The organism is Stenotrophomonas nitritireducens, assembly GCF_001700965.1.
Lineage (GTDB): Bacteria > Pseudomonadota > Gammaproteobacteria > Xanthomonadales > Xanthomonadaceae > Stenotrophomonas > Stenotrophomonas nitritireducens_A.
Map to the genome: position 1 here is coordinate 3,299,232 of NZ_CP016756.1, position 23,407 is coordinate 3,322,638.

At 63.5% G+C, this 23,407-nt stretch carries 20 protein-coding genes and 5 tRNA genes; 21 read left to right on the forward strand and 4 right to left on the reverse strand.

Annotated elements, in window-relative coordinates; all coding sequences use genetic code 11:
• Positions 1 to 35: 35 nt before the first annotated feature.
• The 3 genes from BCV67_RS13865 to hemA all read right to left on the reverse strand — a co-directional run bounded on the left by BCV67_RS13865 (position 36) and on the right by hemA (position 4,299).
• On the reverse strand, positions 36 to 1,739 hold the full coding sequence (locus BCV67_RS13865; protein ID WP_062169067.1) for a tetratricopeptide repeat protein: 1,704 nt from the start codon (positions 1,737 to 1,739) through the stop codon (positions 36 to 38).
• 213 nt (positions 1,740 to 1,952) lie between these two features.
• On the reverse strand, positions 1,953 to 3,038 hold the full coding sequence (gene prfA / locus BCV67_RS13870; protein ID WP_062169065.1) for a peptide chain release factor 1: 1,086 nt from the start codon (positions 3,036 to 3,038) through the stop codon (positions 1,953 to 1,955).
• Positions 3,016 to 4,299 (reverse strand): glutamyl-tRNA reductase, encoded by a 1,284-nt coding sequence (gene hemA, locus BCV67_RS13875; protein WP_062169063.1) that lies wholly within the window; start codon positions 4,297 to 4,299, stop codon positions 3,016 to 3,018. Before hemA ends, prfA begins: the two co-directional genes overlap by 23 nt.
• Positions 4,300 to 4,366: 67 nt before the next feature.
• Here hemA and BCV67_RS13880 point away from each other — a divergent pair, with 67 nt between their 5' ends.
• The 8 genes from BCV67_RS13880 to ychF all read left to right on the forward strand — a co-directional run bounded on the left by BCV67_RS13880 (position 4,367) and on the right by ychF (position 11,246).
• A complete protein-coding gene (locus tag BCV67_RS13880; RefSeq protein WP_062169061.1) occupies positions 4,367 to 6,049 on the forward strand; it encodes a tetratricopeptide repeat protein in 1,683 nt (560 codons plus the stop codon).
• The gene (gene lolB, locus BCV67_RS13885; protein WP_062169059.1) at positions 6,046 to 6,708 is read left to right on the forward strand and encodes a lipoprotein insertase outer membrane protein LolB; all 663 of its coding nucleotides are present in this window, start codon (positions 6,046 to 6,048) and stop codon (positions 6,706 to 6,708) included. Before BCV67_RS13880 ends, lolB begins: the two co-directional genes overlap by 4 nt.
• Entirely contained in the window at positions 6,705 to 7,583 is an 879-nt protein-coding gene (ispE, locus tag BCV67_RS13890; RefSeq protein WP_062171724.1) for a 4-(cytidine 5'-diphospho)-2-C-methyl-D-erythritol kinase, read from the forward strand. The genes lolB and ispE overlap by 4 nt, the downstream gene beginning before the upstream one ends.
• 3 nt (positions 7,584 to 7,586) lie before the next feature.
• Positions 7,587 to 7,663: transfer RNA gene (locus BCV67_RS13895), tRNA-Gln, on the forward strand.
• 109 nt (positions 7,664 to 7,772) lie between these two features.
• Complete coding sequence (locus BCV67_RS13900; protein ID WP_057630319.1) at positions 7,773 to 8,732, forward strand: ribose-phosphate diphosphokinase; 960 nt, start codon at positions 7,773 to 7,775, stop codon at positions 8,730 to 8,732.
• 105 nt (positions 8,733 to 8,837) lie between these two features.
• Positions 8,838 to 9,440 carry a 50S ribosomal protein L25/general stress protein Ctc gene (locus tag BCV67_RS13905; protein WP_062169057.1) on the forward strand — a complete coding sequence of 201 codons (603 nt, stop codon included), beginning with the start codon at positions 8,838 to 8,840 and terminating at the stop codon, positions 9,438 to 9,440.
• 53 nt (positions 9,441 to 9,493) lie between these two features.
• Positions 9,494 to 10,072 (forward strand): aminoacyl-tRNA hydrolase, encoded by a 579-nt coding sequence (gene pth / locus BCV67_RS13910; protein WP_062169056.1) that lies wholly within the window; start codon positions 9,494 to 9,496, stop codon positions 10,070 to 10,072.
• 82 nt (positions 10,073 to 10,154) lie between these two features.
• On the forward strand, positions 10,155 to 11,246 hold the full coding sequence (gene ychF, locus BCV67_RS13915) for a redox-regulated ATPase YchF (protein ID WP_062169054.1): 1,092 nt from the start codon (positions 10,155 to 10,157) through the stop codon (positions 11,244 to 11,246).
• A 1,399-nt stretch (positions 11,247 to 12,645) separates the two neighbouring features.
• Here ychF and BCV67_RS13920 read toward each other — a convergent pair.
• Positions 12,646 to 15,378 carry a TonB-dependent receptor plug domain-containing protein gene (locus BCV67_RS13920; protein ID WP_065868132.1) on the reverse strand — a complete coding sequence of 911 codons (2,733 nt, stop codon included), beginning with the start codon at positions 15,376 to 15,378 and terminating at the stop codon, positions 12,646 to 12,648.
• 180 nt (positions 15,379 to 15,558) lie between these two features.
• On the opposite strand from BCV67_RS13920, the gene BCV67_RS13925 reads away from it, so the two are divergent.
• The 13 genes from BCV67_RS13925 to rplL all read left to right on the forward strand — a co-directional run bounded on the left by BCV67_RS13925 (position 15,559) and on the right by rplL (position 23,387).
• The gene (locus tag BCV67_RS13925; protein WP_428999480.1) at positions 15,559 to 16,584 is read left to right on the forward strand and encodes a cyanophycinase; all 1,026 of its coding nucleotides are present in this window, start codon (positions 15,559 to 15,561) and stop codon (positions 16,582 to 16,584) included.
• Positions 16,585 to 16,703: 119 nt separating this feature from the next.
• Entirely contained in the window at positions 16,704 to 17,723 is a 1,020-nt protein-coding gene (locus tag BCV67_RS13930; protein ID WP_062169052.1) for an isoaspartyl peptidase/L-asparaginase family protein, read from the forward strand.
• Positions 17,724 to 17,871: 148 nt separating this feature from the next.
• Positions 17,872 to 17,957 (forward strand) — tRNA-Tyr (locus BCV67_RS13935).
• Positions 17,958 to 17,985: 28 nt separating this feature from the next.
• Positions 17,986 to 18,059: transfer RNA gene (locus BCV67_RS13940), tRNA-Gly, on the forward strand.
• A gap of 38 nt (positions 18,060 to 18,097) precedes the next feature.
• Positions 18,098 to 18,173: transfer RNA gene (locus tag BCV67_RS13945), tRNA-Thr, on the forward strand.
• Positions 18,174 to 18,219: 46 nt separating this feature from the next.
• The gene (gene tuf / locus BCV67_RS13950) at positions 18,220 to 19,410 is read left to right on the forward strand and encodes an elongation factor Tu (RefSeq protein ID WP_062169050.1); all 1,191 of its coding nucleotides are present in this window, start codon (positions 18,220 to 18,222) and stop codon (positions 19,408 to 19,410) included.
• Positions 19,411 to 19,513: 103 nt separating this feature from the next.
• Positions 19,514 to 19,589 (forward strand) — tRNA-Trp (locus BCV67_RS13955).
• 50 nt (positions 19,590 to 19,639) lie between these two features.
• Positions 19,640 to 20,047 (forward strand): preprotein translocase subunit SecE, encoded by a 408-nt coding sequence (gene secE, locus BCV67_RS13960; protein WP_062169049.1) that lies wholly within the window; start codon positions 19,640 to 19,642, stop codon positions 20,045 to 20,047.
• Between the two features lie 10 nt (positions 20,048 to 20,057).
• Positions 20,058 to 20,618 (forward strand): transcription termination/antitermination protein NusG, encoded by a 561-nt coding sequence (gene nusG, locus BCV67_RS13965; RefSeq protein WP_062169047.1) that lies wholly within the window; start codon positions 20,058 to 20,060, stop codon positions 20,616 to 20,618.
• Positions 20,619 to 20,812: 194 nt separating this feature from the next.
• Complete coding sequence (rplK, locus tag BCV67_RS13970) at positions 20,813 to 21,241, forward strand: 50S ribosomal protein L11 (RefSeq protein ID WP_057630030.1); 429 nt, start codon at positions 20,813 to 20,815, stop codon at positions 21,239 to 21,241.
• A gap of 4 nt (positions 21,242 to 21,245) precedes the next feature.
• The gene (gene rplA, locus BCV67_RS13975) at positions 21,246 to 21,944 is read left to right on the forward strand and encodes a 50S ribosomal protein L1 (RefSeq protein ID WP_062169045.1); all 699 of its coding nucleotides are present in this window, start codon (positions 21,246 to 21,248) and stop codon (positions 21,942 to 21,944) included.
• A 477-nt stretch (positions 21,945 to 22,421) separates the two neighbouring features.
• A complete protein-coding gene (gene rplJ / locus BCV67_RS13980; protein ID WP_057630025.1) occupies positions 22,422 to 22,958 on the forward strand; it encodes a 50S ribosomal protein L10 in 537 nt (178 codons plus the stop codon).
• A gap of 63 nt (positions 22,959 to 23,021) precedes the next feature.
• Positions 23,022 to 23,387 (forward strand): 50S ribosomal protein L7/L12, encoded by a 366-nt coding sequence (gene rplL / locus BCV67_RS13985; RefSeq protein ID WP_057630023.1) that lies wholly within the window; start codon positions 23,022 to 23,024, stop codon positions 23,385 to 23,387.
• Positions 23,388 to 23,407 lie beyond the last annotated feature (20 nt).

The following is a 23,407-nucleotide window of genomic DNA, read 5'->3' on the forward strand; positions in this document are numbered from 1 at the left end:
CCTTGTGGATGTGCCGAGCCTACCCCAATCGCATGTCAGCCAATGTCGGCACCGCGCCAGCCATGCGCGGTGGCCAGCTGTTGCAGCAACTGGGCCAGGTCAGCGGCAAAGCCGGCCATGTCGAACAGGCTGCTGCGCTCGCGGGCCGCGGCCAGCTGTTGCCGCGACGCCTGCAGGGCATTGGCATCGTTGCCCAACGCAACCGCCTTCGCGACGAAGGCTGCGTCATCGGCGACGTTCATGTCGTCCAGGCCCAAGTGATGGTTGAGGCTGCCGGCCACCCGTGCGGCGAAGGTGCTGCCGGGCGCGGTCAATACCGGGCAACCGGCCCACAAGGCATCGGAGGCCGTGGTGTGCGCGTTGTAGGGATGTGTATCCAGGAACAGGTCGGCGTGCTGGTAGCGGGCCAGATAATGCATATGCGGTTGTTTGGCCATGAAGATCAGCCGTGCCGGATCCACGCCGCGCTGCTGTGCGACATCGCGCAGGCGCTGGTCGGCCTTGCCCGGCCCTGACAACAGCCACAGCACGCTGCCGGGAACGCCAAGCAGTACCTGTAACAGCCGCTCGACGCTGCGTGGATTGAGTTTGTAGCTGTTGTTGAAGCAGCAGAACACCACGCCGTTTTCCGGCAGGCCACAGTCGCTGCGCGAAGGGGCCGCCTGCAGCGTGCGGGTGTTGTCCGAGGGCTGGAAGGCGCGTGGCAGGCGCAGCACTTTTTCACTGAAAGCCGGCTCCAGCGCGGGCGGCAGCACGAATGCGTCCGCCACGATGTAATCGATCCACGGCGCGCCGGAGGTGCCGGGGTAGGCCAGCCAGTTCAGCTGCAGCGGGGCAGGGCGCATGGCCAGTACTTCCGGAGTGCCGCCGCCGCCCCAGCCGCGCAGATCGAACAGCACATCGATGCCGGCGTTGCGGATGCGCTGGGCAATCGCAGCGTGGGGCTGGTCGCTGACATCGTGCAGTTGCCCTGCAGCGGCCTGCAGGCGCCGACGGATGGCGCTGCCGTCATCGCTGTTGAGGGCAAACAGATGGATCTGCAGTTGCGGGTATGCGCGCAATTGCTCGAACAGTGCCACCGTCAACAGGCCGGTCGGGTGCGCACCGAAACCATTGGAAAGAAAACCGACGTGCAGCGCACCGTGGGTACGCAGCTGGGCGGCCGGCAGCCGCGGAATCGACTGGGCCAGGACGCCGGCGCGCTGCCGTGCACAGGCCAGCTGTTCGGCGGCGCTGCCGTCTTCGCTGAGAAAGGCGAACGGCTCCACCGCCGGATTGCCCTGCGCGACGGCGCGGCGCACCTGCTGCGAGAGGGCGTCCAGATCGCGCCAGTCACACAGCCGGCGCTGCCAGTTCAGGCGCTGCGCGGCCATATAGGCTTCGTCCGGCGCCAGCGCGTGGGCGCGACGATACGCCTCGGCAGCGGCTTCGGGTTGGTTGGCGTCTTCCAGCACGTGGCCCAGCCACAGCGCCATGCCCGGGTGTTGTGGGGCCAGTTGGCAGGCGCGCTGCAGCAGGGCGGCGGCGGCGTCGTGCCGGCTCTGCATCCAGCGGGCGCGGCCGAGGCGGGCGAGGGCCTCCGGGTGTTCCGGTCGCAGCCTCAATGCTGTTGAGGCGGCGGCTTCGCCTGCAGCCACATCGCCCGCGCCGAGCTCGGCGTCGGCCAGCATCACCCATGCGATGAAGTCCCCGGGTTGGCGGCTGACGGCATGGCGGAGCTGGTCGCGTTCGTTGGTCATTGGGCTGGCTTTGCTTTGTTGCTCTGCTCCCTCCCTTGCGCGGCAGCGTAGGAGAGGGCTGGGGAGGGTTGCCGTTGATTTTGCTCTGCGCAGGAGGCAACAGCCAAATTCAAGGCCAGGTCCAGAGCTACCCCTCCCCAACCCGCCCCTGCGCTGCGCTGCGCGCGGGAGGGAGCTGAAGCTGCGTTGCGCATAGGGGTCGGAGGAGGGGGCTTACGTCCCTTCAGCCAACCGCGCCAGCTCATCCACCTGGTGCTCGTGCTGCAGGCGCGCGATCAGATCGTCCAGGCCGCCTTCGATGATGTTCGGCAGGTCATACAGGGTCAGGCCCTCGACACGATGGTCGGTGATGCGGCCCTGCGGGAAGCTGTAGGTGCGGATGCGCTGGCTGCGGTCGCCACTGCCAACCTGCAGGCGGCGCGACTCGGCTTGGGCTGCGGCCTGCTTGCTGCGCTCGGCATCCAGCAGCTGTGCCTTCAGGCGCTTCATCGCCTTGTCGCGGTTGGCATGCTGGCTGCGCTCGGTCTGGCATTCCACCACCACGCCGCTGGGGATATGGGTGATGCGGATCGCCGATTCGGTCTTGTTGACGTGCTGGCCTCCGGCGCCGGAGGAGCGATAGGTGTCCACCCGCAGGTCGGCCGGGTTGATCACCACGTCTTCAACATCATCGGCTTCGGGAATGATTGCCACCGTCGCCGCCGAGGTGTGGATGCGGCCCTGTGATTCGGTGGCCGGCACGCGCTGCACGCGATGCGTGCCCGATTCGAACTTCAGCTTGGAATAGGCGCCACGGCCAACCACGCGCGCCACGATTTCCTTGTAGCCACCGTGTTCACCGGGATTGTCGGATTCGACCTCGACCTTCCAGCCTTGGCGCTCGGCGTAGCGGGCGTACATGCGGAACAGGTCGCCGGCAAAGATTGCCGCCTCGTCGCCACCGGTGCCGGCGCGCACTTCCAGGAACAGGTTGCCTTCATCGCGCGGGTCGCGTGGCACCAGCAGCAGTGCCAGCTCCTCGTCCAGGGCCTGCAACCGTGCCTGTGCGGCGCTGATTTCTTCCTCGGCCAGCTCGCGCAGCTCCGGGTCGTTGCGCATGGCCTCGGCCGAGGCCAGATCTTCCAGCGCACGGGTTTCGTTCGCCAATGCGGTGGCGATGGGTTCCAGTTGCGAGAACTCGCGGGAAAAATTGCGGAAGCGCTCGTTGTCGGCGACCACATCCGGGTCGGAAAGCAGGCGTTCCAGTTCTTCACGGCGCTCGGCCAGTGCCAGCAGCTTACGGCGCAGGGTCGGCGTCATCATTCCTCGCTACGGGGTGTTGATACCCGGGCGTCGCCGGGAACAGGCGCTCGGCGGCGCGGGTGAGATCGGTATCGCCATCCAGCGCGGCTTGGCGCAGGGCAGCGGTAGGCGGGTGCAGCAGGCGGTTGGTCAGGCCGTGCGCCAGCTGTTCGAGTACTTCGTCCGGCAGTTTGCCATGGGCCAGTTGCTGCCGGGCCTTGGCCAGCAGCTCGGCGCGGGTGGTCTCGCCGAATGCCCGCAGCTGCCGGATCGGCGCCTGCAGGCGGGTGGCGCGCAGGTTTTCCAGGTAGCGGGTGACCTGCAGGTCGATGATGGATTCGGCCTCGGCGGCGGCCTCACGGCGGCCCCGGCGGTTTTCTTCCACCGCCCGTTCCATGTCGTCCACGGTGTACAGGTAGGCGTCGGCCAGCGTGCCGACCTCGGCCTCGATATCGCGCGGCACCGCCAGGTCGAACAGCAGCATCGGCTTGTGCCGGCGCGAACGCAGCGCGGTGGCGATCTGCCGGTGCAGGATCACCGGCTCGCGGGCGGCGGTGGCCGAGAACACCACATCGGCCTCGCCCATATGCCGTTCCAGTTCGCTCAGCGGCAACGCCACGCCGCCGTGGCGGCTGGCCAGGTCCTGGGCATTGGCCAGCGTGCGGTTGGCGATCAGCAGGCGTTTCACCTTCGCATCGCTCAGGTGCTTGGCGACCAGCTCCATGGTTTCACCGGCGCCGACCAGCAGCACCGTGGATTCATCCATGCGCGCGAACGAGTCCTGCGCCAGCCGCACCGCTGTGGACGCCACCGAAATTGGATTTGCGCCGACGCGGGTGTCGGTACGGGCGCGCTTGGCCACCGAGAAGGTCTGCTGGAACAACCGGTCCAATTGTTGCCCGATGGCGCCGCTGTCGTGGGCCAGCGCCCAGGCATCCTTGACCTGTCCCAGAATCTGCGGCTCGCCCAGCACCATCGAATCCAGCCCGGTGGCGACCCGGAACAGGTGGCGCACGGCGTCGCCGTCACTGTGCTGGTACAGATAGCCCTGCAGGCTGCCGGCGTGGTGCTCCAGCCAATGGCTCAGCGCCTTGCTGTCGTCGGCAACCGCGTACAGCTCGGTGCGGTTGCAGGTGGACAGCAGCACGGCCTCGGCCAGCTGCGGCGTCTGCCGCAATGAATCCATCGCGCGCGGCAGGGCGTCTCCGCCAAAGGCAGCGCGTTCGCGCAGTTCTACCGGCGCAGTCTGGTGGTTCAGTCCGAGCACCCACAGGGTCATCTGTTCAGTTGCTTGCGATAAGCTGCTGGCTGTTGAAGGCCGCCATTTTACGGCCCGGTTGCGTCAGATGCCCGTATTCAATCGCATATGCACCGTTCTGTTGCTTTCCCTGCCGGTTTTCCCGGTGCTGGCGGCCCCTGCCGCGCGTGTCCAGGTGCCGGTGGCGGCTGACGCCCTGCCGCTGACCCCGGTGCTGGCTGGCGAATTCTCGCTGCAGGCCGGCAAGCTCCCCGACGCTGCGCGCTGGTACCTGCAGGCCGCCCAGGAAGCCAAGGGCGACGTGGGCCTGGCCGAGCGCGCTACCCGCATTGCCATGCTGGCCGATGATGCCGACCGAGCCGAGCAGGCGTTGGCCCTGTGGGCCCAGCGTGACCCCGGTTCGGTCGCGGTGCGCGGTACACGCGGGGCGCTGGCCATGCGCAATGGCGATGCCAAGCTGGCCCGCAAGGAATTGCTGGCGGTGTTGCGCTCCCCCGAGCCGCGCGCTTGGCGCTACGCCCTGCTGGCGTTGGCCACCGGCGGCCGTGACCCGGCGGTACCGGCCGACGTGCTAGGCCAGCTGGTCGATGCCAATGCGATACCCGATGACCTGGAGGCCTGGCAGGAGTTTGGCCGGCTGGCGCTGCGGATGGAGCGGCCGGAGCTGTCGCGGCGCATGGTGGCCGAAGTGGTCAAGCGCTTCCCCGACGAGCCGCGCGTGACCCTGCTGCACGCTTCGCAGCTCAATCAGGCCGGCAAGAAGGATGAGGCGCTGGTCCTGCTCAAGGGCATCGAGCCGAAGGCGGAAAAGGATGACGAACTGCGCGCAGCGCTGGCCATCGCCTATGACATGCTGGGCGACACCGCCGCTGCCGAGCATGTGCTGTCGGTAGGCGAGCAGAACCTGCAGAGCTGGGGCATGCGTGCCTCGCTGTTGGCCAAGCAGAAGGACGACGCGGCCCTGCTGGCGCTGTACCAGGACATTTCGGCCAAGGCCAGCAAGCCGGATCCGGACCAGCGCCTGCTGCTGGGCAAGATCGCCGAATACCTGAAGCGTTATCAGGAAGCGGTGGACTGGTACCACGGCGTGCCCGGTGGCGAGCACCGCGGCGAAGCGCAGCTGCGCGCCGTCAATGCGTTGTATCTGCTGGGCGACAAGGCCGAGGCCGCCAAGGAAGTGCAGTCGGTGCAGACCGATGCGTCCCTGGACGACGACGTGCGCCGCGACGCCTACCTGCTCCAATCCGAGTTGCAGCTGCGTGACGGCAACGCCCAGGCCGAGCTTGATGTGCTGGGCCGTGGCCTGGCGGCCTTCCCGGACGACAGTGCGCTGCTGTATGCCCGCGCGCTGGCATGGGAGCGCAGTGATGACGTGCCGCGTGCCGAAGCCGACCTGCGCAAGGTGCTGGTTGCCGAGCCGGAGAATGTCGCCGCGCTCAACGCCCTGGGCTACACCCTGGCCGACCGCACCCATCGCTACCAGGAGGCCTTGGAGCTGATCGACCGCGCGCGCGTAGCCGAGCCGGACAATGCGGCTATCGTCGACAGCTATGGCTGGGTGCTGTACCGACTGGGCCGCAACGAGGAAGCGCTGGTGCACCTGCGTCGCGCCTGGACCTTGAACAAGGACCCGGAAATCGCCGCCCACGTTGCCGAAGTGCTGTGGGTGCTGGGGCAGAAAGAAGAAGCACGGCGCTTTTTCGAGGAAGCCCGCAAGCTGGATCCGGACAACCGCGCGCTGCAGCGTGCGATCGAAAAGTTGGGTGTATGAACGTGATGATGTGGCGGGCGCCGTTGGCGCTTGTGATGGTGGGGGCGCTTGCGGCCTGTGGCTCGGTGCCCAAGCGGCAAGCCGCGCCGGTGGCGGCCGAGGTGGCGCAGATTTCGGCAGCAGCACAGGCGGCAGAACAGGCGCGGCAGGCCGCATTGATGGCGCAGCCGGACTGGTCCTTCCAGGGCCGGGTGGCGATCAGCAAGGGCCGTAACGGCGGCAATGGCCGGATTGACTGGCTGCAGCAGGGTCCGGTGTACCAAGTAAGCCTTGCGGCGCCGGTCACCCGCCAGAGCTGGCAGCTCAGCGGCGGCGAACCCGGCCAGCCGGTGCGTCTGGACGGCCTGGAGGGCGGCCCGCGCAGCGCCGATGACGCCGCGCAGCTGTTGTTGCAAGCCACCGGCTGGGAAATCCCGGTCGCGCAGCTGGCGCAATGGGTACGCGGCCTGCCGACCTCTGCCGGCATGGCACCGGAGCATCTAGGCTTCGATGCCGACGGACGGCCACGAGTGCTGCGCCAGCAGGGCTGGCAGGTCGACTATCTGGACTGGTACCCGGCCGAGGCCGGGCGCCCTTCGCTGCCGCGGCGGATCGAGGCGGTCAATGGCGATGCCAAGGTCCGTCTGATCGTGGATGAATGGGGCGCGGGCGCACCATGACCGTGCAGGCTGACGCCGCGAGCTGGTCGTACTGGCCGGCCCCGGCCAAATTGAATCTGTTCCTGCAGATCACCGGCCGTCGCGACGATGGTTACCACCTGCTGCAGACCGTTTTCCGCCTGCTGGATTGGGGTGACCGCATCGGGCTGCGCCTGCGTGAGGACGGGCAGATACGCCGTCACGGGCCTTCGGTGGCAGGTGTCGCCGAGGCCGATGATCTGGTGGTTCGTGCGGCTATCGCGCTGAGAAATGCCTCAAAATGCACTAAAGGTGTCGATATCCGGGTTGAAAAGCGGATTCCGGCCGGTGGCGGTTTCGGCGGCGGGTCCTCCGATGCGGCCACCGTGCTGGTGGCGCTCAATGCGCTGTGGGGCACTGGTCTGGATGAAGACGCCTTGGCCGCCCTTGGCCTGCACCTGGGCGCCGATGTGCCCGTATTTGTGCGCGGCCGCAGTGCCTGGGCTGAAGGCGTGGGTGAAATACTGACGCCGATCGAACTGCCGGAAGCATGGTATTTGCTGGTTGATCCTGGCGTTCATGTGCCCACGGCTGAACTTTTTCGTTCGCAGCATTTGACGCGGGATGCCAAGCCCGTGAAAATAGCGGACTTCGCTTCCGGGACCGTCCTCGGAAATGCGTTCGAGCCGGTACTACGGCGTCGGGAACCTGCCATCGAGGCAACGTTCCAGGCCCTGTCAGGTAGTGGTCGGGCACGGCTCACGGGGTCGGGAAGCGGTTGTTTCGTCGAATTTGCCACGCGCGATGCTGCAGAGCAGGCGTTGGCGGAGTTGCCGGAGCAACTGCGGGCATGGGTGGCTGCGGGCGTTGATCGCTCGCCACTGCTTGATGCGCTGGAGACGACGGGAATTGTTTGATGCAGGGGCGTCGCCAAGAGGCCCAAGGCACCAGGTTTTGATCCTGGCATTCGTAGGTTCGAATCCTACCGCCCCTGCCACACGTTCCCTCCGGCTGTAAGCGCTACGGATGTGCGCGCCAACCCAATACGCGCCATCTCTGCAGCACTCCTGTTCCTTTGCTACTCGCCCCCGCCCGAGAGAGCTGTCATGCAAGAATCCCCGAATCTGCTGGTTTTTTCCGGCAATGCCAACAAACACCTTGCGCAGAGCATCTGCAAGGAACTCGGGGTAAGACCGGGTAAGGCGCTGGTTTCCAAGTTCTCCGACGGCGAAGTGCAGGTCGAGATCCAGGAAAACGTGCGTAAGCAGGATGTATTCGTGGTCCAGTCCACCGGCGCCCCGAGTGCGGAAAACCTGATGGAGCTGCTGGTGATCATCGACGCGCTCAAGCGCGCGAGCGCCGCCTCCGTCACCGCGGTGGTGCCGTACTTCGGCTACGCCCGCCAGGATCGCCGCATGCGCTCCTCGCGCGTGCCGATCACCGCCAAGGTTGCTGCAAAGATGTTTTCGGCCGTGCACACCGACCAGATCCTCACGGTCGACCTGCACGCCGACCAGATCCAGGGTTTCTTCGACATGCCGGTCGACAATGTCTATGCCTCGCCGCTGTTGCTGGCAGACATCTGGCGCGTCTATGGCACCGACAACCTGATCGTGGTCAGCCCGGACGTAGGCGGCGTGGTACGCGCCCGCGCCGTGGCAAAGCGCCTGGATGATGCCGACCTGGCCATCATCGACAAGCGCCGCCCGCGTGCCAACGTCGCCACCGTGATGAACATCATCGGTGACGTTGAAGGCAAGACCTGCGTGATGGTCGACGACATCGTCGACACCGCCGGCACCCTGTGTGCTGCCGCTGCTGCCCTCAAGGCGCGCGGTGCACTGAAGGTTGCCGCGTACTGCACCCACGCCGTGCTCTCGGGCCCGGCGGTGGATAACCTGAATAATTCCCAGCTCGACGAGCTGGTGGTGACCGACACGATCCCGCTTTCCGAAGTGGCCCGCGTCTGTCCCAAGATCCGCCAGATCAGCGTGGCCGAAATGCTGGCCGAGACGATGCGCCGCATCGCCTTCGGTGAGTCGGTCAGCTCGATGTACGTGGATTGATGGATCCGGTCCCCGGCGTGTCCGGGGATCACAACAGACTCTTCTGGTCGCGGAAGAGTCTTTACGCAGCGCCGCGAGGCGGTGCAACAACCTAGAGTAGTCAACATGGCAAAGTCCCACGAAATCAAAGTCGCCCGTCGTGACGTGCAAGGTCAGGGTGCGAGCCGCCGCCTGCGTCATGCCGGTGTGGTCCCGGGTATCGTTTACGGCGGTAACAAGGAGCCGGTGAAGGTCGAGTTCAACCACAACGAGATCTGGCTGGCCCAGTTCAACGATTGGTTCTACTCCTCGATCATCGACCTGAACCTCGACGGCACCCTCCACAAGGTGCTGCTGCGTGACATGCAGCGTCACCCGTACAAGCAGCTGGTCATGCACCTGGATTTCCAGCGCGTGAACGAAAACGAAGTGCTGCACGCTTCGGTGCCGCTGACCTTCATCAACGAAGACACCTCGCCGGCTGGCAAGGCTGCCGACGTGCTGGTCACCCACGAACTGAAGGAAGTGGCGATTGCCTGCTTGCCGAAGGACCTGCCGGAGTCGATCGAAGTCGACCTGGGCGAGCTGAAGGCTGGCGACATCATCTACCTGTCGGGCCTGAAGCTGCCGGCTGGCGTGGAAATCCCGGCGCTGAAGCTGGGCAAGAACCACGACGACGCCGTGGTCATCGCCAAGACCGCCGCTGCAGAAGAAGCAGCAGCCGAGTAATCGGCACTGTTGCGCCCGCTCTTCGGAGCGGGCGCAGCAGATGCATCTGACAGATGACTGGCTTGCGATTGATTGTTGGTCTCGGCAACCCCGGACCCGAACACGCCCGAACCCGGCATAACGCTGGGTTTCATTTCGTTGAGGCCCTGGCAGAGCGGCAGGGTGCGCGCTGGGCGCTGGAAAGCAAATTGTTTGGCGAAGTCGCCAAGGTCGAAATTGCCGGGCAACCGGTATGGCTGTTGAAGCCGGCCACCTACATGAACCTGTCTGGCAAATCGGTCACCGCCGCGCAGCGGTTCTGGAAGATCGAGCCGGAAGAAACCCTGCTTGCACACGACGAACTGGACATGCCGCCCGGCGTGGCCCGGCTCAAGTTCGACGGTGGTCATGGTGGCCAGAACGGCCTGCGTGACACCATCCGCCTGCTCGGTCATGGCAAGTTCCACCGTCTGCGTCTCGGCATCGGCCATCCCGGTCACAAGGACCGCGTGGTGAGCTGGGTGTTGGGGCGTCCGTCACCGGATGACTCGGTGCTGATGGCACAGGCCATCGATGCGGCCATCGACGTGTTGCCGTTGGCGGTTGCCGGGGATTACAACGAAGCCATGAAGCGGCTGCACACCACCAAGTGAGCAGGAAATGGGGAATGGGGAATGGAACGGCAGCAGCCCTTCCACTCCCCATTCCCGATTTTCCATTCACGGGAGTTCAAGCATGGGTATCAAATGCGGCATCGTCGGTCTGCCCAATGTCGGCAAGTCGACCCTGTTCAATGCGCTGACCAAGGCGGGTATCGCTGCGGCCAACTTCCCGTTCTGCACGATCGAGCCGAACACCGGCGTCGTGCCGGTGCCGGACCCGCGCCTTGATGCGCTGGCGGCAATCGTCAAGCCGGAGCGGGTGATCCCGACCACGATGGAGTTCGTCGACATCGCCGGCCTGGTTGCCGGTGCGTCCAAGGGTGAAGGCCTGGGCAACAAGTTCCTGGCCCACATCCGCGAGACCGATGCCATCGCCCACGTCGTGCGCTGCTTCGAAGACAGCAACGTCATCCACGTTTCCAACAAGGTCGACCCCATCGCCGATATCGAGACCATCGATACCGAGCTGGCGCTGGCCGACCTGGAATCGGTGTTGAAGGCACTGGACCGCGCTACCCGTGCGGCCAAGGCCAACGACAAGGAAGCACTGGCCCGCAAGCCGGTGCTGGAGAAGCTGGCTTCGGCGCTGGACCAGGGCAAGTCGGCGCGCTCGGCTGGCCTCGATGCTGACGAGAAGGCGTTGATCCGTGACATGTTCCTGATCACGCTCAAGCCGCTGATGTACATCGCCAACGTGGCCGAAGACGGTTTCGAGAACAATCCGCTGCTGGACGTCGTGCGCGCGCGCGCCGAAGCCGAGGGTGCCGAAGTGGTGCCGGTGTGTGCGGCGATCGAAGAAGAAATGGCGCAGCTGGACGACGCTGACCGTGACGAGTTCCTCAAGGATCTTGGCCTGGAAGAGCCCGGCCTGAACCGCGTGATCCGCGCCGGCTACAAGCTGCTGGGCCTGCAGACCTACTTCACCGCTGGTGTGAAGGAAGTCCGCGCATGGCAGCTGCGCGCCGGCTCCACCGCGCCGCAGGCTGCCGGTGTGATCCATACCGATTTCGAGCGCGGCTTCATCCGCGCCGAAACCATCAGCTACGAGGACTTCATCAACCTCAAGGGCGAGCAGGGCGCCAAGGAAGCCGGCCGCCTGCGTCTGGAAGGCAAGGATTACATCGTCAAGGAAGGCGACGTGCTGCATTTCCGCTTCAACGTCTGATCCAACGCACGTTGCAGTACCGACAAGGCCCCGCACTGCGGGGCCTTGTCGTATCCGCAACTCGTGGTGTGGTCAAAAAATCATCACGATTTCGAAACCCTTGCAGCGCAAGGGCTGCGCGCGCTTGTCCACAGCCTTCTCCAGTCATTGCACACAGCCGCTGTGGAGAAACGGGTGCGCCATGTAATCCGCAGACGCATGCCGTCTTGCTTGTGGGAGCGGCGTCAGCCGCGAAGCTGGCGATGCTGAAGCACCCGGCAGCTGTGTCATCTGATAATGCATTTGCTTGGCGGCTGACGCCGCTCCCACAAGGTGGTTCAGCACTCAGGCTTGTAGGAGCGGCGTCAGCCGCGAAGCTGACCATGCCGAAACACCAGGCAGCTGTGCCATCCGAAGATGTATCTGCTTCGCGGCTGACGCCGCTCCCACAAATTGGCTCAGCACCCAGGCTTGTAGGAGCGGCGTAAGCCGCGAAGCCGACCATGCCGAAGCACCAGGCAGCTATGCCATCTGATGACGCATCTGCTTCGCGGCTCACGCCGCTCCCACAAGATGGCTCAGCACTCAGGCTTGTGGGAGCGGCGTAAGCCGCGAAGCTGACCATGCCGAAACACCAGGCAGCTATGCCATCTGTTGGTCCATCTGCTTCGCGGCTTACGCCGCTCCTACAGAAGCGCCGCTTTGCATCGCGACAGGCTGGTGAAATATTCACCGCAGTTTCGAAAGCATTGCAGCACAGGGCCTGCGCACAGTTGTCCACAGCCTTCTCCATCCATTGCACACAACCGCTGTGGAGAAACAGGGGCGCCATGTAATCCGCAGACGCATGCCGTATAGCTTGTGGGAGCGGCATAAGCCGCGAAGCTGGCGATGCCCGAGCACCAGGCATCTTTGCCATCTGATGGTGCATCTGCTTCGCGGCTGACGGCGCTCCCACAAGGTGGTGGCAGGCAGGCTTGTAGGAGCGGCGTAAGCCGCGAAGCCGGTGATGCCGAAGCACGAGGCAGCTATGCCATCTGATGATGTATCTGCTTCGCGGCTTACACCGCTCCTACAAAAACGCCGACTGGCGGCGAGATAGGCTGGTTAAATATTGGCCATCGTTTCGAAAGCATTGCAGCGCAAGGCCTGCCGACACTTGTCCACAAGCTTCTCCAGCCATTGCACACAGCAGTTGTGGAGAAGCTCGATCGCCACAGTTTGCACCCATCGGTGGCCGCTGTAGCCCGGGTAAGCGCAGCGCACCCGGGGCCGGTTTGCGCCAAGAGCGTACGGGCTAGCCGCAGCACGCCGATGCACCGCGCTTGCCCGGGCTGCGCGCACTGCAGTCGCCACATCGCACAGACAACAAGGCCCGCCAATGGCGGGCCCTGTTGTTGATGCGCACGGCTGGGCGGGATTACAGCGCGGCGCCGCCGAACTTGTGCGTGTACTGCAGGTTGATCTGACGGCCGACGCTGTCGAACCAGGAGATGTCGTAATACGGATACGACGTATAGGTCGGATCCTTCGGCGGCATCTTGTTGAACAGGTTCACCACCGACAAGGTCAGGCGCGAGTGGTCATCGAATCGATACTGCAGCGTAGCGTTGTAGCGATAGGTAGCACGGATGTACGGACCCGGATCACCGTCTTCCCACACCTGGTCATAAGACCAGCCATTGGGTAGCTTCCCCAGGCGCTGGCCATAGATGGTGGCGGCCCAGGCATCCTTCTCCCAGCTGATGCTGGCACTGGTCTTGGTGCGCGGGATGTCGAAGCCGCTGTTGACCGCGAACTGATCCTTGGTCACATCACCGGCGTATTGCTGGAAGTCGTGCTTCTTCACCCAGGTATGGGCGCCGCTGAAGGTGAATTGACCGATGCCGGTCTGCAGGCGGTAGCGCACGCCGACATCGACGCCTTCGGTGGACTCCTTGGCAACGTTGATCGGATTGACGTAGATGCCGTAGAGCGAGCCGTTGGAATTGCGGGTCACGCGCGAGACGGCGTCCATGCAGGTGGGCGAGCTCATGTCCTTGTCGCCGAGCCGGCAGGCCGCCTCGTCACGCAGGATCTGGTCCACGCTCATGTCCTGGACCTGGTCGCGCATGTCGATGTTGAACCAGTCCGCCGAGATATCCAGGCCATTGATGGGCGACCAGACAAAGCCGGCAGTCCACGAGGTGCTGGTCTCCGGATCGAGGTTGCGATTGCCCTCGCGGGTGCGGATCAGGCCTTCGCTGTAGTCCTCCGGGTCATCGCCATTGTCCAGCGCATAGTTGTACCAATCGACGCCGCTGGTCTCGTCGTTGCCGATGCCGGCATAGACATAGTGCAGATCCGGCGCGCGGAAGGCGGTGCCGTAGGAGCCACGAACCAGCAATGAGTCGATCGGACGCCATTCCAGACCGGTGCTCCAGGTTGCCTTGCCGATGCTGTTGCCGGAATAACGGTATTGGTCGTAACGACCGGCCACGCTCCAGTTCAGGGTTTCGTGCAGTGGCATGCGCAGCTCGGCGGCACCCGCCCAGCGATTGCGGCTGCCCTTGCCGTCGGAGTCCTTCCAGCTGTAGTAGTAGTACTGGGTAGCCAGCGGATCGGGGTTCAACGAGTACGACTGGCGGCCGAGCTCCACGGTGCCTGCGAAGCCGGCGTCACCGCCGGGCAGGGTGAACAGGTCACCCTTGCTGACCGTCAACGACAAGGTGCCGGTTTCGGACTTCGGCGTGTACACCGAACGTGCGGCGATGGAGTCGTACTCACTGCGGGTGAGCGGGCGGTACAGGCGTTCCGGGTCGGCGTTGTAGATCGGGAAGCCATCGTCGTCCTCGCCCAGCTGCGGGCCAAGGAACAGTTCGTTGGCCTTGGCCGCCACGATCTGCGGCCAGCTGATCTTGGCGCGGTACTGCGAATAGCTCAGTGCTGCTTCGTAGTCCCAGCTGTCGGCCCAGGTGCCCTTGAAGCCGGTGGTCACGCCAAAGGTTTTTTGCGTGGTCTCGATCATGTTGCGGCTGAGCCCGCCGATTTCTTCCGGCGTGAACTGGCGCTGCCAGAATTCCACCTGGTCGCTGGCCTGGTTGTAGAAATAACCTTCCTCGTTGCCGTCGGCGGCCATGTGGCTCCACGCGGTCACGTCGCGGAACATCGATACATCGTGGTAGCCCATCTGCACGTCGGCAAACCATTGGCTGCCATTGTCGAAGGCATAGCTCATCGACGCATACGCGTTCACGCCGCGACGCTTGCTGATGATGGTGCCGTAGCCGATGGCCTCATCGCTGCCGCAGTAGTAGCCGTATTTGGGGCGATAGCCGTAGTACGTGGTGCCGCCATTCTGGCCGGACAATGCATCGCAGGTTGCCTGGCCCGGGTCGATGTAGTCGTCATTCCAATCGGTGCGCAGGAAGCCGCGGCGCGGCGCCTGTGCGGCGGCAGTGGGGCCATCCTTTGTGGAGTCCTGGATGTCACGTTCATACGCCCATAGTGGCGTCTGCGATTGCAGCTCCACGCTGTAGATGCCGCTGAAGCGGCCCTTCTCGAAGCCGCTGACGAGGCTGATGTCGAATGACTCGCCGCCGCCTTCGCTGGTGATGCCCATGCGCGCATCGACGGTGGTGCCGTCAGCGTGCTTCTTGAGGATGAAGTTGACCACGCCCGAGATCGCATCGGAGCCATAAATGGCCGATGCACTGCCGGTCAGCACTTCTATCCGCTCGATCATGCCGAGCGGGATGTTTGAGATGTCGGTGAAGTTGCTACGGCCCTTGAACGGCATCGGGAAGTCGGCGATGCGGCGGCCGTTGACTAGCACCAATGTGTGGTTCGGGCCCAGCCCGCGCAGGTCGACCTGCTGTGCGCCGGGCGAGAAATCCGCGCCGCTGGAGGACTGCTGGCTCTGCGTCTCGCCGCCGTTCTGGGTCATGGCGCGCAGTACATCCGGCACGCTGGTGAAGCCGGCGGATTTGATCTCTTCGGCGGTCACCACCGTGACCGGTGCCGGCCCCTCCACCTGCGCACGCGGAATGCGTGAGCCGGTCACCTGCACCGTATCCAGTTGTTGGGGTTGGTCCTGGGCGGTCTGCGCCAGGGCGGGGGCGGCCATCGACAACAGGGCCAGTTGGATTGAACACACCATTGCGTGTTTACGCATGAATCAGCTCTCTGATGAAAAGTGTTCTGGAGTTGTCCTTCCGGCATGTGGGGAAATGCCGGCCGCCCCTGTCTGAAATGTGCAGAGGGTCACCGCATCTAACACCTTTTTTACACGGTTGACCACTGTGGGAAAGTCTGGCATTACGGCGATGAGCCTTCGACTGGAGTGGGCATTAACGTGCTGAAACGTAAGAGTTCCTGGCGGCAACGACTGGTGCTTGCCGTAGTGGCGCTGGTGGTTGCAGGTGTTACCAATGCGGCTTCCGCAGCAACCGTCGGCGAGACGGGCTACAAGTACTACGAAATAGGCGATCTCAAGGCGCCTCGTCCCGGGGCCACCCAGGCGGCGATGCTGTTGATGGGCGGCGGTGACTGGGTGCCCGAGGCCTTTCACTGGTGGGTGGAACGTGCAGGGCATGGCCGCGTGCTGATCCTGCGGGCCTCCGGCGACGACAACATGCAGAAGGAGCTCTACAACGACATCGGTGGAGTCACCGCAGTGCAGACGCTGGTGTTCCATGACCGCAAAGCGGCCGACGATCCGCAGGTGCTGCAGATGGTGCGCGATGCGGATGCGATCTTCCTTGCGGGCGGTGACCAGGCGCGATACGTGCGCTTCTGGAAGGGTACCCAGCTCAACGCGCTGTTGGACGATCACGTGCGCGCGGGCAAGCCGATTGGTGGAACCAGTGCCGGCTTGGCCGTGCTCGGCCACCATGCTTATGGCGCACTGGATGGGGGCAGCGTTGATTCCGCCACCGCGCTTGCGGATCCGATGGGCAGTGCCGTCACCATGGATCATGGCTTCCTTGCCATGCCGTTTCTGTCCAACGTTGTCACCGACACGCACTTTGCCAGGCGCAATCGGCTGGGGCGGCTGATCGTGTTCGTGGCGCGTGCGGCGCAGACCGCAGGCAGCAACAACATCATTGGCCTGGGCGTGGATGAAGATGCGGCCCTGTGCGTGGAAGCAGACGGGAGAGGGCGGGTCTACGCGTTGGGCGACGGCTATGCCTGGCTGGTGCAGCCACGTCATTCCCCGCAGCGTCTGGCCGCCGGCCAGGCACTGGATTTCAAGGGCGTACCGGTAACGGCAGCGGGCAAGAACAGCGTGCTGCACCTGGATACCTTCAAGGTGGACAACCCTGCATTCACCGCTGTCGCCAATGTGGTTGATGGCCGTCTGCAACTGCTGCCAAGGTAAGGTCTTGCGCAGGAAGGGCTGTGGCTTTTCCTCCGCGCTATCGTCAGGTACGGCAGCTGTGCTGGTCAGTCGGCCGGGGCGGTGCCTAGAATCAAGAATCCATTCCGGAGTAAAGAAACATGAAGCTGACTTCCGCGGTACTGCTTGGCCTGGCGTCGCTGTCCTCGGGAGCTGCCGCTGCAGCCGAGGTTTCTCCCTTGCTGGTGATCCACGGCGGGGCCGGCGTCGAGCGCAAGGACTTCAGTGCTGCAGAGGAACGTGCGGCGCGCGCGGCATTGACCGAAGCGCTGCGCCAGGGGCACCAGGCGCTGGCCGCCGGCAAGCCCGCGCTGGATGCGGTGACCGCCGCGATCACCGTGCTGGAAAACGACCCGACCTTCAATGCCGGGCGCGGCGCGGTATTCACCCATGATGGCAAGAACGAGCTGGATTCCTCGTTGATGGATGGCGCCACGCTGCGCGCCGGTGCGGTGGCTGGCGTGCATACGGTGAAGAACCCGATCCTGCTCGCACGCGCGGTGATGGAGCACTCCCCGCACGTGATGATGGTGGGGCAGGGTGCGGAGATGTTCGCCGCCGAGCAGAAGATCGAACTGGTCGATCCGTCCTACTTCCGTACCGAGAAGCGCTGGGAGCAGTTGCAGCGTGCATTGAAGGAAGAGGCTGCCGGCCAGGCCCATGTGGATCTGGAAACGGCCAAGCACTTCGGCACGGTAGGCGCGGTTGCACTCGACAGCCAAGGCAAATTGGCCGCAGGCACCTCCACCGGCGGCATGACCAACAAGCGCTACGGGCGTGTCGGTGATTCGCCGATCATCGGCGCAGGTACCTATGCCACCGGCAATTGCGCGGTATCCGGCACCGGCTGGGGTGAGTTCTACATCCGCCTGGCGGCGGCGCATGAAATATGCGCGCGCATGCAGTACCTGAAGGAAACGCCTGCACAGGCTGGCGAGGAGGTCATCGTCAAGCGCCTGCCGGCCCTGGGTGGCGATGGCGGTGCGATCGTATTGGCGGCTGACGGCACGGCGGCAACGCCGTTCAATACCGAAGGCATGTACCGCGGTTGGATTGGTGCCGATGGGGTCCCGCACGTGGCGATTTTTGCCGACGAAAAGCTTAAAATGCCCGGCGAGTAACACGCTGTTGAGGGTGACGGCGGCGCTGCAAAAAAATTTTCACCGAATGTGAAGATTTCTGTTGACAGCATCGGCGCTCATAACCAAAATAGCGAGCTCACCCACCCCTGACCGGCAAGGCCGCCGGTCCTAGACAAGGGAGTGGAATGGAGGGATACCCAAGCGGCCAACGGGGGCAGACTGTAAATCTGCTGGCTTACGCCTTCGGTGGTTCGAATCCACCTCCCTCCACCAGTTTTATGTTGTGACGTGTTTTCCCGGTGCGGGAGTAGTTCAACGGTAGAACCTTAGCCTTCCAAGCTAATGGTGCGGGTTCGATTCCCGTCTCCCGCTCCATTGAACGAAACGAAAAAACACGGCATAATAGACAACTCGCTCACGTAGCTCAGTCGGTAGAGCACCTCCTTGGTAAGGAGGAGGTCGAAGGTTCGATTCCTTTCGTGAGCACCATCTTGCCGATAGTGCATAACCAACCTGTTACCGAGAAGAAGCAGCCATGTCCAAGGGTAAGTTCGAGCGTACCAAGCCGCACGTCAACGTCGGCACCATCGGCCACGTCGATCATGGCAAGACCACGCTGACCGCCGCACTGACCAAGATCGGTGCAGAGCGCTTCGGTGGCGAGTTCAAGGATTACTCCTCGATCGACGCCGCGCCGGAAGAAAAGGCACGTGGTATCACCATCTCGACCGCGCACGTTGAGTACGAATCGGCCAGCCGTCACTACGCCCACGTGGATTGCCCGGGCCATGCTGACTACGTCAAGAACATGATCACCGGTGCTGCCCAGATGGACGGCGCGATCCTGGTCTGTTCGGCTGCTGACGGCCCGATGCCGCAGACCCGCGAGCACATCCTGCTGTCGCGTCAGGTCGGCGTGCCGTACATCGTCGTGTTCCTGAACAAGGCCGACATGGTTGACGACGCCGAGCTGCTCGAGCTGGTCGAAATGGAAGTTCGTGAGCTGCTGAGCAAGTACGACTTCCCGGGCGACGACACCCCGATCGTTCACGGTTCGGCCCGTATGGCGCTGGAAGGTGACCAGAGCGAAATCGGCGTGCCGGCCATCCTGAAGCTGGTCGATGCACTGGACAGCTGGATCCCGACCCCGGAGCGTGACGTCGACAAGCCGTTCCTGATGCCGGTGGAAGACGTGTTCTCGATCTCGGGCCGCGGCACCGTGGTGACCGGTCGTATCGAGCGCGGCGTGATCAAGGTCGGCGAAGAAATCGAAATCGTCGGTATCCGTCCGGTCCAGAAGACCACCGTCACCGGTGTGGAAATGTTCCGCAAGCTGCTCGACCAGGGTCAGGCAGGCGACAACGCCGGTCTGCTGCTGCGCGGCACCAAGCGTGACGACGTGGAGCGCGGCCAGGTTCTGGCCAAGCCGGGTTCGATCAAGCCGCACACCCAGTTCGAAGCTGAGGTGTACGTGCTGTCGAAGGACGAAGGCGGCCGTCACACGCCGTTCTTCAAGGGCTACCGTCCGCAGTTCTACTTCCGTACCACCGACATCACTGGCGCTTGCGAGCTGCCGGAAGGCGTCGAAATGGTGATGCCGGGTGACAACGTCAAGATGACCGTCACCCTGATCAACCCGGTGGCAATGGACGAAGGCCTGCGCTTCGCAATCCGCGAGGGTGGCCGTACCGTCGGCGCCGGCGTGGTCGCAAAGATCATCGCGTAATAGCCTGTAGCGCCAGCAGTAAACGCTGTTGGTGGCGCGGATGGCGGGCCGGGTAACTCGGTCCGCCTTCGCCGTCTAAGGTGATGTGTAACAGTCAAGTCATACGCCAGTAGCTCAATTGGCAGAGCAGCGGTCTCCAAAACCGCAGGTTGGGGGTTCGAGTCCCTCCTGGCGTGCCACTTGCAACTCTCTATCCAGTGACCTTGGTCGCACCAGCAACAAGAGTCGGATGAACAGCAAGATCGAACATTCCAAGTCCGCCGCCTCCGGTGGCGATATCGTCAAGTACGTCGGCGCTGCGCTGTTGGTGCTGGCGGGTCTGTTTGTCTGGTTCTGGTTCGCCGATCAGCCGCGCACTGCCCAGTTGGGCGCGTGGGCAGGTCAGTGGCGGGCGCTGGCAGTGGTTGTGGGTCTGGTGGCCGGTGGTGCAGTATTCATGCTCACTGCCAAGGGTCGTCAGACAATCGAATTCCTTTCTGAATCCCGTTTCGAGCTGCGCAAGGTTGTGTGGCCGACCCGCCAGGAAGCCATCCGCATGACGTGGGTGGTGGTTGTGGTGGTGATCGTGTTGAGCCTGCTGTTGGGTGGCTTCGATTTCGTGATCCAGAAGCTGACCCAGTGGTTCTTGGGTCGTTAAGGAGATATCTGTGAAGCGTTGGTACGTCGTTCACGCCTATTCAGGTTTTGAGAAGTCGGTTGCGCAGGCGTTGCGTGATCGCATCGTGCGTGACGAGATGCAGGAGCTTTTTGGTGATGTGCTGGTCCCCACGGAAGAAGTGGTGGAAATGCGCGCAGGCCAGAAGCGCCGCTCCGAGCGCAAGTTCTTCCCGGGTTACGTGCTGGTACAGATCGAAACCCATGAAGAAGCAGGCATCCCGCGTATCGACAACGAAAGCTGGCACTTGGTCAAGGAAACCCCGAAGGTCATGGGTTTCATTGGCGGCACGGCTGATCGCCCGCTGCCGATCCAGGACAGCGAAGCTGCTGCCATCCTGAACCGCGTTCAGGAAGGTGTTGAGAAGCCGCGTCCGAAGGTGCTGTTCGAGCCGGGCCAGATGGTCCGCGTCACCGATGGCCCATTCAATGACTTCAACGGCGTGGTCGAAGAAGTCAATTATGAAAAGAGCCGCGTGCGCGTTTCGGTGTTGATCTTTGGTCGCGCCACCCCGGTCGAGCTCGAGTTTGGCCAGGTAGAAAAGGCCATCTGACGCCGTTTGCGTCACCTGTTCAGGTGGCGTCAAAAAAAGCTGTTACAATTTTTGGCTCCCCAACGAGGGAGCAAATCAAGGGCTGCCGCAAGGTGGCCTTTGGTGCGATTTCACAACGCGATGCCGGGACGCGTGATTCCCGGTCCGATGGGGAGCCTGTTGTCGCAAGGCGCTAGCACCCGGAGAGCACTCTAATGGCAAAGAAAGTTGTCGGTTATATCAAGCTGCAGGTGAAGGCTGGTCAGGCCAACCCCTCGCCGCCGGTCGGTCCTGCGCTGGGTCAGCGCGGTCTGAACATCATGGAATTCTGCAAGGCGTTCAACGCTGCCACGCAGAAGCTGGAACCGGGTCTGCCGGTGCCGGTGATCATCACGGCCTATTCGGACCGTACGTTCACCTTCATCACCAAGAGCACACCGGCGACCACGCTGCTGAAGAAGGCCGCTGGCATTTCTTCGGGCTCGAAGAAGCCGAACACCGACAAGGTGGGCAAGGTGACGCGCGCGCAGCTGGAAGAAATCTGCAAGGCAAAGGAGCCGGATCTGACGGCCGCCAGCCTTGACGCCGCCGTGCGTACGATCGCGGGCTCCGCCCGTTCCATGGGCCTGGTGGTAGAGGGTTAATCTGATGGCACAGACCAAGCGTGAGAAGGCCATCGCGGCCGCCGTTGTCCCGGGTAAGGCATATGCCTTCGAGGACGCAATCAACATCCTGAAGACCGCTGCCAAGGCCAAGTTCGTCGAGTCGATCGACGTTGCTGTGCGCCTGGGCGTGGACGCCAAGAAGTCCGACCAGCAGGTGCGCGGTTCCACCGTGCTGCCGGCCGGTACCGGCAAGTCGGTCCGCGTGGCCGTGTTTGCTCCGGCTGGTGCCAAGGCTGACGAAGCCCTGGCCGCTGGCGCCGAAGCTGTCGGCATGGACGACCTGGCCGAGAAGATGCAGGCCGGCGATCTGAACTATGACGTCGTCATCGCTACCCCGGACGCCATGCGCGTTGTCGGTAAGCTGGGTACGCTGCTGGGCCCGCGCGGCCTGATGCCGAACCCGAAGGTCGGCACCGTTTCGGCCAACCCGGGCGAAGCCGTCAAGAATGCCAAGTCGGGTCAGGTGCGTTACCGCACCGACAAGGCCGGCATCATCCACTGCACCATCGGCAAGGCCAGCTTCGAAAACGGCGCGCTGCAGTCGAACCTGCAGGCACTGCTGCTGGACCTGATCAAGGCCAAGCCGGCTACCTCGAAGGGCCTGTACCTGCAGAAGGTATCGGTCAGTTCGACGATGGGCCCGGGCGTGACGGTTGATCAGTCCTCGCTGACCCTGAAGTAATTGTTTCAAGCGGCTTCGGTACCTTTGGTGCCGGAGCCGTCATTTTGAAGGCGTCGCGCAGGTTTGCCTGCGTGGAGCCGTCAAAGACCGCAGGCGCGGTCAGCGCATACCGGCGACGGGCATGGAAGCTCGATTTGGCAAGGAGTCGCCGCCGGCACAGCGAGAGCGCTTAATCGATCCGTTCTCGGATCACCCTGCGTAGATGGTGCCGCCTTTCTGGATTTTTCTGGTTCACGTACGTCTGGGTTTGCCCAGGTTTGCACTCCAGCTCTAGAACGGCCACCACCGGAACATCACCCGATGTTCCCGGCGTCCAGGAGGGATGCCGCCCAGGACCGCACACGGCTAGGAGCCGTAAGCGGAATATGTTTGAAGCAGGGTTTTGTGGTTCGGCCCGGGAAGCTTGCAGCAGCGGCAACGCCGCTCTTGCCAATCCGGTTTCCCGATCCCCGTTCCCCGCTTAAACGGAGGAGTGCAATGGCTCTCAATCTGTCCCAGAAGCAAGAAGTAGTCGCCGAGCTGGCAGACATCGCCGCCAAGGCCCACTCCTTGATCGCAGCCGAATACGCTGGCACCACGGTCGCTCAGATGACCGCGATGCGTAAGCAGGCCCGCGAAACCGGTGTTTTCTTGAAAGTTGTCAAGAACACGCTGGCCTCGCGCGCCGTTGAAGGCACCGATTTCGCAGTTGCAAAAGACCAGATGGTTGGTCCGCTGCTGTATGCGTTTTCGCTTGAGGAGCCCGGCGCAGCCGGTCGCCTGATCAAGGATGCAGCCAAGGGTAACGACAAGCTGAAGGCGAAGGTCGTGGCAATCGGCGGGGAAATCTTCCCGGCCAGCCACGTCGACGTGCTGGCATCGTTGCCGACCCGTGATCAGGCACTGGCCATGTTGGCCCGCGTCCTGACCGAGCCGGTCACCATGTTCGCCCGCGCCGTCAAGGCTATCGGTGAAAAGCAGGAAGGTGGCGCAGCGGAAGCTGCAGCGCCGGCCGCTGAAGCCGAAGCTGTCTAAGTTCGACGTCCACGTGGTTCCGCACGGAACCTCAATCCAGAATATTTTCAAAAGGTAATCAAAATGTCCCTTACCAACGATCAGATCGTCGACGCGATCGCCGAAAAGTCCCTGATGGAAGTGATGGAGCTGGTCAAGGCCATCGAAGAGAAGTTCGGCGTTTCGGCTGCTGCCCCGGTTGCAGTTGCTGCTGCTGGCCCGGCTGCTGTTGTTGAAGAGCAGACCGAATTCAACGTCATCCTGAAGGATGCCGGCGCGAAGAAGGTCGAAGTGATTAAGGCTGTCCGCGCCATCACCGGCCTGGGCCTGAAGGAAGCGAAGGACCTGGCAGAAGCCGGCGGCGTCGTGAAGGAAGGCGCGTCGAAGGACGAGGCCGAGAAGTTCAAGAAGGACCTGGAAGCCGCCGGCGCGACCGTCGAGCTGAAGTAATCAGTTCCTTGCATCGTCAT